This window comes from Dyella sp. OK004 (assembly GCF_900114495.1).
GTDB lineage: Bacteria > Pseudomonadota > Gammaproteobacteria > Xanthomonadales > Rhodanobacteraceae > Dyella_D.
Genome location: NZ_FOZI01000004.1, coordinates 255,582 through 268,944, shown reverse-complemented (window position 1 = coordinate 268,944; position 13,363 = coordinate 255,582). Strand labels below are relative to the sequence as shown.

The 13,363-nt window shown below is 64.3% G+C and carries 10 protein-coding genes and 1 riboswitch; of the genes, 4 read left to right on the top strand and 6 right to left on the bottom strand.

What is annotated here, in order from left to right:
- Window positions 1-79: 79 nt before the first annotated feature.
- The 3 genes from BM338_RS17355 to BM338_RS17345 form a co-directional block, all read right to left on the bottom strand.
- Entirely contained in the window at window positions 80-3,208 is a 3,129-nt protein-coding gene (locus BM338_RS17355; protein WP_090453071.1) for an efflux RND transporter permease subunit, read from the bottom strand.
- A 214-nt stretch (window positions 3,209-3,422) separates the two neighbouring features.
- Window positions 3,423-6,668: an efflux RND transporter permease subunit gene (locus tag BM338_RS17350; protein WP_090453069.1), complete on the bottom strand. Its 3,246-nt coding sequence runs from the start codon at window positions 6,666-6,668 to the stop codon at window positions 3,423-3,425.
- A 107-nt stretch (window positions 6,669-6,775) separates the two neighbouring features.
- Window positions 6,776-8,032: an efflux RND transporter periplasmic adaptor subunit gene (locus tag BM338_RS17345; RefSeq protein WP_090453067.1), complete on the bottom strand. Its 1,257-nt coding sequence runs from the start codon at window positions 8,030-8,032 to the stop codon at window positions 6,776-6,778.
- A 371-nt stretch (window positions 8,033-8,403) separates the two neighbouring features.
- Between BM338_RS17345 and BM338_RS17340 the strand changes: the two genes are divergently transcribed.
- Window positions 8,404-8,925 (top strand): c-type cytochrome, encoded by a 522-nt coding sequence (locus tag BM338_RS17340; RefSeq protein ID WP_090453065.1) that lies wholly within the window; start codon window positions 8,404-8,406, stop codon window positions 8,923-8,925.
- A gap of 127 nt (window positions 8,926-9,052) precedes the next feature.
- Here BM338_RS17340 and BM338_RS17335 read toward each other — a convergent pair whose 3' ends face one another.
- Genes BM338_RS17335 through BM338_RS17325 form a run of 3 tightly spaced genes read right to left on the bottom strand, consistent with a single transcriptional unit; the run spans window position 9,053 to window position 10,291 of the window.
- Complete coding sequence (locus tag BM338_RS17335; protein ID WP_090453063.1) at window positions 9,053-9,352, bottom strand: type II toxin-antitoxin system RelE/ParE family toxin; 300 nt, start codon at window positions 9,350-9,352, stop codon at window positions 9,053-9,055.
- Window positions 9,349-9,624, bottom strand: a complete 276-nt coding sequence (locus tag BM338_RS17330) for a YlcI/YnfO family protein (protein ID WP_090453061.1) — start codon at window positions 9,622-9,624, stop codon at window positions 9,349-9,351. The genes BM338_RS17335 and BM338_RS17330 overlap by 4 nt, the downstream gene beginning before the upstream one ends.
- A 58-nt stretch (window positions 9,625-9,682) precedes the next feature.
- The gene (locus BM338_RS17325) at window positions 9,683-10,291 is read right to left on the bottom strand and encodes an acyl carrier protein phosphodiesterase (protein WP_090453058.1); all 609 of its coding nucleotides are present in this window, start codon (window positions 10,289-10,291) and stop codon (window positions 9,683-9,685) included.
- A gap of 57 nt (window positions 10,292-10,348) precedes the next feature.
- On the opposite strand from BM338_RS17325, the gene BM338_RS17320 reads away from it, so the two are divergent.
- The 3 genes from BM338_RS17320 (at window position 10,349) to BM338_RS17310 (ending at window position 12,638) form a co-directional block, all read left to right on the top strand.
- Window positions 10,349-11,035: an alpha/beta hydrolase gene (locus BM338_RS17320; protein ID WP_090453054.1), complete on the top strand. Its 687-nt coding sequence runs from the start codon at window positions 10,349-10,351 to the stop codon at window positions 11,033-11,035.
- Between the two features lie 16 nt (window positions 11,036-11,051).
- Window positions 11,052-12,173, top strand: coding sequence for a cell division protein ZapE (zapE, locus tag BM338_RS17315; RefSeq protein ID WP_090453052.1), 1,122 nt, complete (start codon window positions 11,052-11,054; stop codon window positions 12,171-12,173).
- 78 nt (window positions 12,174-12,251) lie between these two features.
- Window positions 12,252-12,638 carry a peptidase C13 gene (locus tag BM338_RS17310; RefSeq protein WP_090453050.1) on the top strand — a complete coding sequence of 129 codons (387 nt, stop codon included), beginning with the start codon at window positions 12,252-12,254 and terminating at the stop codon, window positions 12,636-12,638.
- Window positions 12,639-13,134: 496 nt separating this feature from the next.
- A riboswitch (cobalamin riboswitch) is annotated at window positions 13,135-13,349 on the top strand.
- The last annotated feature ends 14 nt before the right edge of the window (window positions 13,350-13,363 follow it).

Genomic DNA, 13,363 nt, shown 5'->3' with positions numbered 1-13,363 from the left:
AACACTCCTCCGTCCCGAAAGGGACAATCAGTGTTCCGGCTCGATGGTTAACGAGTTGTGATGTCGCGAGGGCGCCGGTTCAGGCGTGGGGCAGCGCCGGCTGCACCCGCCGGGCTGCGCGGTGACGAGCGCGCCAGCTGCTCCAGCGTGCGGAGAGGCAGGAGAAGATCACGTACAAGGCCGGCGTGCTGAGCAGGGTCAGGCTCTGCGAGAAGATCAGGCCGCCGATCATCGCGATACCTAGCGGACGGCGTAGCTCGGAGCCTTCGCCCAGGCCGATGGCAATGGGCAGGGCGGCAAGGATCGCCACCATGGTGGTCATCATGATCGGACGGAAGCGCACGATGCAAGCTTCGCGTACCGCGGCAAGCGGCTCCTTGCCGTGTTCGCGCTGCGCGACCAGGGCGAAGTCGATCATCATGATCGCGTTCTTCTTGACGATGCCGATCAGCAGCACCAGCGCAATCTGCGCGATGATCGAAAGCTCGGTGCCGGTCACCCACAGCGCCAGCAAGGCGCCCACGCCCGCCGCCGGCAAAGTAGACAAAATGGTGATCGGGTGGATCAGGCTTTCGTACAGCATGCCGAGCACGATATAGACGGTGACGATCGCCCCGAGCAGCAGCCATAGCATGCCGCTCTGCGATTGCTGGAAGCGCCGGAAATCACCGCCCAGATTGATGCGGATATCGCCCGGCAGACGCATGCTGCTCGCGGTGCTCTGGATGATCGGCAGCGCCTCGCCCATGGTGATGCCCGGCGCGAGATTGAAGCTGAGGCTCATCGTGGTGTACTGGTCCTGGTGCTGCACCTGGGTCGGTGCGAGCCCGGGCTCCTGCCGCGCGAAGGCAGACATCGGGATCATCTTGCCGCCGTTACTGCGCACGTAGATCTGATTGATCGCCTCAGGCGTGGCCGTCTGATTGGGCAGCGCATTGATTACGATGCGGTACTGATTGAGATCGGAATAGATCACCCCGACCGAGCGCTGCCCGAACGAGTCGTACAGAGCGCCATCGATCGTGCCGATGGAGACGCCGAGGCGCGCGGCCTTGTCGCGGTCGATCACGATGTTCTGCTGCAGGCCGGCGTCATCGATATCGCTGCCGACGTCGCGCAGCTTGGGATTCTTCTTCAGCTCGGCCACCAGTTTGGGCAGCCACTCCTGCAACTGGTCCGAGCTGTCGCCCTGCAAAGAGACCTGATACTGCGCGCCCTGGCTGGTACCGCCACCGCCGAAGCTCGGCAGATCCTGGATCGGGCGCAGGCGCACGTTGAGATCGGGATAGCGCGCAGCCTTTGCGCTCAAGCGCGAAAGCACCTCAAAGGTGTCGCCCTTGCGTCCCTGCGCGCGGGTTTTCAGCTCGATGTCGAAGGTGCCAGCGGCACCCTGACGGCTGCTGCCGAGGCGCGAACCCACGGTGGCCACATCGGGATCTTTCAGCAACATATCGAGCAGGCGCTGCTGGCGCGCGACGGAATCCTGGAAGGACACCGTGGAACCGGAAGTGGCGCGGCCGCGGATCAGGCCAGTGTCCTGTTGCGGGAACAGGCTGGTCTTCACCGTGCCAAACAGGAAGATGGTGACCACGATCAGCGCCAGCGGCGACAGCGCGAAGGCGAGCACGTGGCGCAGCGAGAAATCCAGCGCGCTGGTGTAGATCTTCAACATGCCGGCCTGAAAGGCCTCGAGTGCGTGGCCCAGGCGCGTGGTTGGCTTGTCGTTCTCGTGCCCCTGCAGGAAGTGTCCGCACAGCGACGACGTGAGCGTGAGCGAAACCAGTGCCGACACCACGATGGCCGCCACCAGGGTCAGCGTGAACTCTTTGAAGAACATGCCGGTGATGCCACCCATGAACAGCAGCGGGATAAACACCGCCACCAGCGACGCCGTAATCGAGACGATAGTGAAGCCGATCTCGCGCGCGCCGGCCAATGCGGCCTCCATGCGCGTCATGCCCTGGTCGATGTGGCGCACGATGTTTTCGATTACCACGATGGCATCGTCCACCACGAAGCCGATCGAGACGACCAGCGCCAGCAAGGTGAGGTTGTTGAGGGTGAAGCCGAGTACGTACATGGCAATCGCCGCACCGGCGAGCGACAGCGGCACCGCGGCGGTGGCAATCAGCGTGGGGGCGAGGCGGCGCAAGAACAGTGCCATGGTGAGCATCACCATCAGCAGACTGATCACCAAGGTCGCCTGCACTTCATGCAGCGACGCACGGATAGTCGGCGTGCCATCGAAATACGGCGTGAGCGTGGTACCCGGCTGCAGATACTCGCGCAGCACCGGCACCTCGGCTTTCACACGATCGACGGTGGCGATGATGTTGGCGTTGGACTGCCGGTACACGTACATCAGGATCGCCGGCTTGCCGTCGAACCAGGCAGCCTGATAGGCGTCCTGCGTGCCGTCATACACCTTGGCTACATCCGACAGACGCACTGGTGTGCCGTTGCGCGAAGCGATCACCAACTGCGCGAAATCCGCGGCGGTGTGCAGCGAATCATTGGCGGTGACGGTAGTCGTGGTCTTGCCGTCGGAGAGGAACCCCTGCGGCGAGGTGACGTTGGCGGCAGTGAGTGCATTGCGCAGCTGATCGGGCGACAGCCCCATCGAACTGAGCGAACGCAGGTTCACATCCACACGAATCGCCGGCGTGGCGGCACCCTGGATATCCACCGAAGACACGCCTTCGAGCTGGCGTAACCGCTGCGCCAGGATGGAGTCGGCGACATCAAACAGATCACGCTTGGATTGCGTGTCGGAGGTGAGCGCGAAGGCGATGATCGGATCATCGTTGGGGTTGGCCTTCTGATAGCTCGGCGGACTGTTGAGGCCCGAGGGCAGATCGGTCTGCGCCGCATTGATTGCCGCCTGCACGTCGCGCGCCGCGGCATCCAGATCGCGCCCGGTGTTGAACATCATGAACACCTGGGTCTGGCCCAGCGAACTGTTCGAACGCAGCGTGTCGATGCCCGGCACCTGGCCGAGATGGCGCTCCAGCGGCGCAGCCACGGTGGAGGCCATGGTCTGCGCGCTGGCGCCGGACTGGCTGGCCTGCACGAAGATCACCGGGAACTGCATGTTCGGCAGCGCCGCCACGCCGAGCAGCAAATAGCAGATCAGGCCCAGCGCGAACACGCCCATGGCAAGTAGCGAGGTGCCGATCGGGCGGCGGATGAACGGGCCGGAGATGTTCATGAGCTAAGCGTAGTCCGTTGGCAACCTGGGCTGCGCGCAGGAAGCGTGAAGCAGGGAATCTCTGCTTCAACGCACCAGAGGTGATGAGGTTGATTCAAGCCGGCACCGATGGCCGTCTCGCAGATGGCTGTCTCAGGACGCCGAAAGGGGCGGGACCCTGCGGCCCCGCCCCCTGGATATTGCACGCCTGGCGCGCTGCCCGGTCGTCGTCGCATTACGCCGCGGCGCCGTTACCGGTGGCGGCGCGCTCCAGCGCGCGCCGTTCGCGGCGCACCCGCAGCCATTCGGAGAAGCGCTCCATGTACAGGTAGATCACCGGCGTGGTGTACAGCGTGACCAGCTGCGACAGCAGCAGGCCACCCACGATGGAGACACCCAGCGGACGGCGCAGCTCCGCACCGATGCCGTTGCCCAGCGCCAGCGGCAACGCACCGAGCATGGCGGCCGCGGTGGTCATCATGATCGGACGGAAGCGCAGCAGGCAGGCGCGACGGATCGCGTCGGTCGCGTTCATGCCGGTGCGCTGCGCCTCGATGGCGAAGTCGATCATCATGATCGCGTTCTTCTTCACGATACCGATCAGCAGCACGATGCCCACGATGCCGTCCACCGACAGGCTCATGCCGCACAGGATCAATGCCAGCAACGCGCCCACGCCGGCCGGTGGCAGGGTGGAGATGATCGTCAGCGGGTGGATGTAGCTCTCGTACAGCACACCCAGCACGATATAGATCACCACGATGGCGGCGAGCAGCAACAGCACTTCATCGCCCAGCGAGGAGGAGAACTCCGCCGCCTTGCCGATGAACTGGCCACGCACCTGGGCCGGGAAATTGAGCTGCTTCTCCACCTCATGGATGGCGGTGACCGCATCCGACAGCGAGTAGCCCGGCGCCACGTTGAATGACAACGTCACCGCCGGCAGCTGCTGCTGATGGCTGACCACCAGCGGCGCATTGGTCATTTCCGCGCTGGCCAGTGAGGCGATCGGAATCGTGCCGCCGCCACCGACCTGGAAACCGACGTTGCCGGTATTACCGATGCCCGCGGGCGTCGCCGAATTGCTCGAGGTCAGCTGACCGAAGCTGGTCGCGTTGCTGCCGGTCAGCGCACCGTTGCCGTTACCACGCACGGTGAGCTTGTTGAGCAGGTCCTGGCTAGTGCGGAATTCCGGCGCCACTTCCAGCACCACGCGGTACTGGTTGAGCTGAGTGAAGATGGTGGAGATCTGGCGCTGGCCGAAGGCGTCGTACAGCGTGTCGTCGATGGTCTGCACCGGCACGCCGAAGCGGCTGGCCTTTTCGCGGTCGATGGTGAGCTTGAGCGCGTTGCCGCTGTCGGCGAGGTTGTTGTCCACGTCGGCCAGTTCGGGCCGCTGGCGCATCGCCTGCGTCATCTGGGTGGCATAGCCGGCGAGCTCGGTGGAGTTCACCGTGGACAGCGAGTACTGGTACTCGGTGGCGGCGACACGGCTGTCCAGGGTCACGTCCTGCACCGGCTTGAGGTACAGCGCCACGCCCGGAATACCGGCAACAGCATGCTGCAGGCGCGGCAGGATTTCATCCAGGCCACCGCGCTCGCCACGATCCTTCAGCACGATGCTGAGCTGGCCCTGGTTGAGCGTGGGGTTGATCGAACCGGCGCCAATGAAAGCCGCTACGCCGCTCACCGCCTTGTCCGCGCGCAATGCCTCGGCCACGGCCTGGGTGCGCTGCTCCATCTGCGGGAAGGCGACGTTCTGGTCGGCTTGCACCACGCCGGTGATCAGGCCGGTGTCCTGCTCGGGTAGCAAGCCCTTCGGAATCACGATGTAAAGGAAAATGGTGACCACCACGGTGATCGCCGCAACCATCATGGTCAGGCGCTGGTGATCGAGCACCCAGCCGAGGGTGCGGTCGTACAGATCCACCGTGCGCGACCACACGGTGCGCTTGCCGGCGGCAGTGTGGCGCTCATGCGCATCGTCGCCTTCCGGCAGTGCGTCGGCCTTGAGCAGGTAGGCGCACATCATCGGCGTCAGGGTCAGCGACACCAGCATCGAGATCGCGACGGCGATGGTCAGTACCCAGGCGAACTCGTGGAACAGGCGGCCGGTGACACCGGGCATCAGCAGCAGCGGCAGGAACACCGCGATCAGCGACACGGTCAGCGACAGCACGGTGAAGCCGATTTCCTTGGCGCCGATCTCGGCCGCTTCCTTGCCGTCCTTGCCCTGCTCGATGTAGCGCACGATGTTCTCGATCATCACGATCGCATCGTCCACCACGAAACCGGTGGCGACGGTAAGCGCCATCAACGAAAGGTTGTCCAGCGACATGCCGGTGAAGGCCATCACGCCGAAAGTGCCCATCAGCGACAGCGGCACCGCCACCGACGGAATGATGGTGGCCCACAGGCGGCGCAGGAACACGAAGATCACCGCCACCACCAGGAAGATGGTGAGGATCAGGGTGAACTGCACGTCCTCCACCGAGGCGCGGATGGTGATGGTACGGTCGGCAAACACATCCAGATGCACGTCGGCCGGCAGCACGCTGCGCAGCTCCGGCAGGATCGAGCGAATGTGCTCCACCGTCTGCACAATGTTGGCGCCCGGCTGGCGGCGCACGTCGAGCAGCACCGCCGGCTTGCCGTTGGCCCACGCGGCGAGCTGGTCGTTCTCTACGCCGTCGATCACGTTCGACACGTCGGAGAGACGCACCGGCGCGCCGTTCTTGTAGCTGATGATGGTGTTCTTGTATTCGGCCGCATCGACCAGCTGGTCGTTGGTGCCGATGCTGTAGCTCTGGGTCTTGCCGTTGAGCGTGCCTTTGGGCGCGTTCACGTTGGCCTGGGTGAGCGCGCTGCGCACGTCCTCCATGGTCAGGCCGAGATTGGACAGCTGCGCCGGGTTCACCTGGATACGCACAGCCGGGCGCACGTTGCCGGCGATCGACACCAGGCCCACGCCCTGCACCTGCGACAGTTTCTGCGCCAGGATCGAGTCGGCGATGTTGTTGATGTCACGCAGCGGCAGCGTGTCGGAGGTGAGCTTGAGCGTGAGGATCGGCGCATCAGCCGGATTCACGCGGTTGTACACCGGCGGATACGGCAGGTTGTTGGGCAGCGTGCCCTTGGCCTGGCTGATCGCGGCCTGCACGTCCTGCGCGGCGATATCGATGTCGCGGTCCATCGCGAACTGCAACACGATGGTGGAGAGACCCGCGGACGAGTCCGAGGTCATCATCGACAGGCCCGAGATCTGGCCGAAGTTGCGCTCCAGCGGCGTGGTGATCAGTGCCGCCATGGTCGAGGCGCTGGCACCCGGATACTGCGTGGTGACCACCAGGCTGGGCGCATCGATTTCCGGCAGCGCCGACACCGGCAACTGGCGATAGCCCAGGATGCCGAGCAGCAGCACCGCCACCATCAACAGCGAGGTAGCGATCGGCCGGCGAATGAATAGCGTCGAGAATCCCATGGGTACCTGGAGAGCCGTCCGTTAAGTACTAGAGCGCAAACACGTCAATGCGTTGCGTGTGATACCGGGCAGCGGCGCCGTAGACACTCGCCGCCCGGACGTTCGACTTAGTTGCCGCCACCGCGGCGACCGCCGCCCTGGCCGCCCTTCTTGCCGGCCTTCTGCAATTCCTCGGCCGTCGGCGCGGCGGGCACTTCACCCGGCTTGAGCGCCTTGACCTTGCTGCCCGGCTTCAGGCGGAACTGGCCTTCGGTAACGACTTGGTCGTTCACGTTGAGACCCGCGCCGATCATTACGTGGCTATCGCCGACTTCGCCGGCCACCTTCACAGGCTGCATCTTGACCGTGTTGTCGCCCTGCACCTGATAGACGTAATCACCATCCGGGCCGCGCTGCACAGCCTGCGCCGGAATCACCAGACCGCCGCTGACCGTGTGCACCTTCAGCCGAACGTTGACGAACTGGCCCGGCCATAGATCGTTCTTGTCGTTGCTGAACTCGGAGCGCAGGCGGAACGTGCCCGTGGTGGTGTCGATCTGGTTGTCGATCACCTTGAGCACACCGCCATCGGCGATGGCGTGCGCGTCCACACGATCCAGTGCTGTGACCTCCAGCGGATCGTCACCGCGCGCCGCGTTGCGCACCAAGTCCAGGTTCTGCTCTGGCAGGGTGAACATCACGTTGATCGGATGGATCTTGGTGATGGTCACGATGCTACTGGTCGTGGTGACCAGATTGCCCGGATCCACGCCACGGATACCGGTGACGCCATCGGTCGGCGACAGCACCTTGGTGAAGTCCAGCTGCACCTTGGCGCTATCAATCGCGGCAGCATCCGCAGCCACGGTGGCCTGGTACTGCGACACGGTGTTGCGCAACGTGTCCAGGTCCTGCTTGGAGATATAGCCCTGCGGCGCCAGGTTCTGGCTGCGCTCGAGGTTGGCACGCGCGGTGGCCAGCAGCGCCTGATCCTGCTGCCTCTTGGCCATGGCCTGCTCGTAGTTGGCCTGGAACGTGCGCGGGTCGATCTGCGCCAGCACGTCGCCCTTCTTCACCTCCTGGCCTTCGGTGAAATTCAGGGTCATGAGCTGACCGGACACCTGCGGGTTCACCGTGACCGTATTAAGTGCCTGCACAGTACCGAGCGCGGTCAGGTAGACCGGCACATCCTTCTTGACCACCGGTTCGACCGTGACCGGCACCGGCGGGGTGTCCTTATCATCACCGCCCTTGCCCTGCCCCTTGCCACCCGCCTGGGCCGAAGCGTCGGCAGCCGCACCCGGCTTGTGCATCAGGCGAAACCCGACCGCTCCCACCACGATCACGGCGATAACGATCAGCGCGATCTTCCAAAAACGCGACATGAAAAACTCCTGGATTCAAAGGCGGGCCACCCGACCCCACCGGGCGCAGCATGCGCGCCAGACTTGTACGACGGATGAAAGGATAGGGGCAGATCAACGAAATTGGACAATGCCAGTTGACAGGGGTAGCGCATGACCGATGGCAGGGAGGCCGCCAACCGCCGCCACATCAGGCAAAAAGCCCGCTCCACAGTCATCCGCAGAAAGACCACCGTCCATCGGGCAGGTTCCCCTTCTAAGAGCCTGTTCACGATCTCCACGCCTGATACTTGCCGCCTGCTTCGTCTATAATCCGCGGCTTATTGCCTGAACCCGGCCAGTCCAGGACCCGGGTTCGTCCACCGAACTGGAGTACTTGCGTGAGCGGTTCCATGACCAAATCCGACCAGAGCTTCATGCGCAGCTTCTCGCTGCTGATCGCTGGCCTGGGTGCGCTGACCCTGCTGCTGATCGTCGGCGCCTGGATGATCTACGACGCCGAACCCAAAGAAGTGAACCCGGAAGCAGCGCAGAAGGTGGCCGAACGCATCGCGCCAGCCAGCGGAGTCTACGCTGGCGACACCGGCCGCGCCGCCATGCAGGCGGCCGCCGAAGCCGCCGCCAAGGCCGCTGCCGCGCAGGTCGCCTACGGCGGCACCACCGACGGCAAAACCATCTACGACAACCTGTGCCACAGCTGCCACACCGCCGGTATCGCTGGCGCGCCGAAGCTGGGCGACAAGGGTGCCTGGTCCGCGCGTATCGCCGAGGGCCTGGATACGCTGGTCAAGCACGCCACCGACGGCTACAAGGGCCCGGACGGCAACTTCATGCCGGCCAAGGGCGGCAATCCGTCGCTGACGGACGAGCAGGTGAAGAACGCAGTGCATTGGATCGTCGATCAGGCCAAGTAAGCCCAGCTTCAATTCAGTTAAAAAAAACGCCGCCCGAGGGGCGGCGTTTTTCGTTGGCCGTTTCTCCCTGGCAGAGAAGTAAGGTTGGGATGAGGGACGGGCGCTCGAGACACCGCTCGATCGCACCTCAGTGATAATCGTCTTCCCGCTGATGGCGTACCGCCACGATGTTGATCGTGGTGTCGTCGGCAATTTCGAACAACGCGACATACCCCGAGTCGCCAAAGCTGATCACCAGCTCGCGCAGAAAGGGATTGGCGGCATCCGCCTTGCGACAAGCGAACGGAAATTCCCTCAGCACATCCATCGCCTTGGTGATCGCTGCCAACGCACGCTCAGCGGCGTGCCAATCCTTGAGCAGCAGGACATCGAAGCAGCGGGCCAGATCGTCTTCCGCTTCTTCCGTGAAACGGACCTGATAGCTCACTCGCGGCCCTTTCGCGGGCGGGCGGCCTTCAACTTGGTGGCGAGCTTGTCGATCACCTCGCTGGCATCGGCATAACGCCCGGTGCGGCGAGCCTTCTCGGCGGAAGCCAGGCCCCGCGCGATGAATTCACGATGGAGCGTGCGACGGCGGACCTCGGCCCGAATCGACGCCTCGGTGAAAGCGGACAAACTCTCGCCTTCGTTCAGTACGCTTGTCACTTCTTCGCGGAATTCGGGCGCCACGCGCAGTGGCGGAATGATGGCAGTCTTCATGGCGGCACCATGTGTAGCGATTGCTATACATGCTAGCACAGCGTCCGAGCCGGAACCGCTACGACACCGAAGGGGCGGCTCCGTGCTGCGCGATCCAGTCCGCCGCAAAACCCTGCAGCTGCGGAAAGAACGCCTCAAAATGCGCTTGCAGCGGCGCATCGTGCGCCATCAATAGCGGCACGGCGGTGTCCACGGGATTCTCGCGCTTGAGCCGGCTCGACAGGCCGTGGAAGGCCAGATCCATCTCCCCCACCTCCGCATAACCCGCCGGCAGATTGTGCGCATCCATATAGCTGCGGAAGCGCCTCAGCATGGGCGGCAGCAATGCGTCATGCCGATGCAACAGTTCGCGCAGTTCGCCAGAGAACCGCTCCAGCGGCTGTCCGCTCCAACGCCCGAAATCGCGCGCCAGCGCATGGTCGAACCACATATCGATCAGGATGCCGCCGTAGCGGCGATACGGCGCCGGCAACAGCGCCTTGGCCGCAAGCACTTCGGGGTGGCTGTCGGTGAACACATCGATGGCCCGGTGCAGGCGGATGCCATCGATGACCCGCGCCGGCAGCTGCGCCGGATCGGGTTGCCCATGCACGAAGTCGCCCATCATGCCGCCCAGCCGCAGCCAGTCGTCATCGCCCGACAACAAGGCGTGCGCAAGATGGTTCATGGCGTCCCCGCGCCTGTTGACGGGCGGCGATGCGTTCCGGCGGTTATCATCTTATGCATGAATCCCACTGAGCTTCTCAACGACCCGAGCGCTTTTCCCGAGCAGGAGGCCAGCTTCGCGCTGAGCGGCCCCGCCGGCAAGCTCGAAACCATCACCGATGTGGCCGAGCGCGCCGAAGCGCGCCGTGGCGTGGCGGTGATCTGTCACCCCAACCCCGTGCAGGGCGGCACCATGCACAACAAGGTGGTGACCATGGTCGAGCGCAGCCTGCGCGAATCCGGGCTGGACACGGTGCGCTTCAACTTCCGCGGCACCGGCGAATCGGCAGGAAGCTACGACAACGGCATCGGCGAAAGCGACGACCTCGCCGCCGTGGTCGCGTGGGTGCGCAAGGTACGCCCGGGCGACGCGGTATGGCTGGCCGGCTTTTCCTTCGGCAGCTACGTCACGCTGCGCAACGCCGTGGCATTGAAGGCCGACGCGCTGATCAGCATCGCGCCGCCCGCCGGCCGCTGGTCGTTCGAAACCATCGCCATCCCCACCTGTCCGTGGCTGGTAGTGATGGGCGAGGAAGATGAAGTAGTGGACCCGCAGACCGTGTTCGACTGGATCGACAGCCTGGAGCAGCCGCCCAAGCTGGTGCGCATGCCCGAGACCGGCCACTTCTTCCACCGCCGCCTGATGGACCTGCGCGGCGCGATCAAACACGACGTGCTGGGCTGGCTGCCGCCGCCGCGCGGCTGAGCCACCGATTGCTCCTATGAGTGAAAACCTGTCGATCGCGCCCAGCGCGCGCTATCACGAAGGCGTCGCCGCGCACCGCTGGGAATCCGACCCGGCCCAGCTCACGGTACTGCCCGAATTCGATCGCATGCATGCCGCGCTGTGCGCCACGCCGACCTCAAACGGCAGCAGTCTGTTTGGACGGCTGAAATCCCTGCTCGGTAACGAGACGCGCGAAGCCGTGCCCGGCCTGTACCTGTGGGGCAGCGTCGGCCGCGGCAAGACCTTCCTGATGGATCTGTTCGTCGCTAGCCTGCCGCATAACGTGGCACTGCGCCGGCACTACCACCGCTTCATGGGCGAAGTGCACGAGCACCTGCGCGAGCTCGGCGAACGACAGGACCCGTTGCTCGAAGTCGCCGATGGGCTCGCTGCGCGCTGCCGTGTGCTGTGCCTGGACGAGTTCCTCGTCAACGACATCGGCGACGCGATGATCCTCGGCACCCTGCTCGACGCGCTGTTCGCGCGCGGCGTGAGCCTGGTCACCACCTCCAATACGCAGCCGGCGAACCTGTACAAGGATGGCTTGCAGCGCGCGCGCTTCCTCCCTGCCATCGCATTGATCGAAAAACACTGCCGCGTGGTGGAAATGATTTCCTCGCGCGACTGGCGCCTGCGCGCACTGACCCAGGCGCCGGTGTATTTCACCCCACCCAGCGCCGAGGCCGAGCGCTCACTGTCGCGCATCTTCACAATCCAGGCGCAGGGCGACGTGATCGAGGGCGGCGAGATCATCATCAATGATCGCCCCATTCCGGTGCGCAAGCGTGCGGACAACATCTTCTGGTTCGATTTCGACGCGCTGTGCGAAGGCCCGCGCGCCGTGGCGGACTACATCGCCCTCGCCAACGCCGGCCCGGCCGTGATCGTCGCCAACGTGCCGCAGTTCAGCATCTACACCGACGACTCGGCCCGCCGCTTCGTGCTGCTGGTGGACGAGTTCTACGACCGCCACGTCAAGCTGATCCTCTCCGCCGCCGCACCGATCACCGACCTGTATGACGGCGAACGTCTGCGCGCCGAATTCGGCCGCACCGAATCGCGCCTGATCGAAATGCAGAGCGAGGAATACCTCGCCTCAGAACACCGCGCCGACTAAACACCCACACGCCATTCGGTAGGAGCGCACCCCGCCATACTGCTAACGTGGCGCCCTTCCCCGTGACCGGAGCCCGCCATGTCCAGCCTGCTGATCCTGGCCCTGCTAACCGCCGCCGTAGCGGACACCCCCAGCGACGAGTTCACAACGCGTGTCACGCAAGCCAAGTTGACCGAAGCCAGCGCCGCCGGCCCCGCCTACCAAAAACAGCTGTGGGACCAGATTGGCAACCCCACCACCGACGCGCTGAAGGGCTGCATCAGCTCCTTGCCAAACGCCAACAAAGCCCCCTTCACCCTCGTCGCCGACGTACAACCCGACGGCAACCTCACCCGCGTCGAAGTCCGCCCCACCACCGACGTCGCCACCTGCCTACTAAGCCGCTTCGCCACCTGGAAGCTGCCAGCGCCGCCAAGCAGCCCCGCGCCGTATCCCATCGAAGTGGACTTCACCATCACCCACTAAGCGCACTTAAAAGCACGGCGATGCGAAGCGAGCCAGTAATGCCCTCTGCTCGGCAGTTTGGGCTGGACGATCAGGCCAAGAAGAAAACCATCCGGACGCCTGACACTGGAAAAGGCGCAACTACACAGCACACCGCCGCTCTTCAGGCCATTTCTCTTTGGTTACTTTCTCTTTGGGCCAGCAAAGAGAAAGTGACCCGGACCGCGGCAGCGGTTCGGAAGCCCGCGGCAGGCGAGCCCGGTCACGACAACGCGACCATCGAAGCGCTTCACTACTGGATCCCTGCCTGCGCAGGGATGACGAAGTAGGGAGCGATGAACCGAGCACCCACCCCTCACCCCAACCCTCTCCCCGGAGGGGAGAGGGAGCCGACCCCGGCCATCGAAGCCCACTAAAAAAATTCCGACCCCCGCCAACCCCACACCCCATACCGCCCCACCCCACTTATCCACCGCCTTATGCACAACCCATTGGGTTGACCCACCCCATCCCACCCGATATGTTGTGCCCCGTCGGTGCCACTCTCAGACCCACGGTCGGATTGGCTTAATAGGGAATCTGGTGCAAATCCGGAACTGCCCCGCAGCGGTAAGCAGAAACGAAAGCCCCCATCGCACTGGCCCTCACAGGCTGGGAAGCGGGAGCAAGTAGGCCGGGTCACAAGACCCATGTCTGCGAGTCCGAAGACCTGCCGGCACATCGCGAACTGAGCTTCGCGGTGAGTG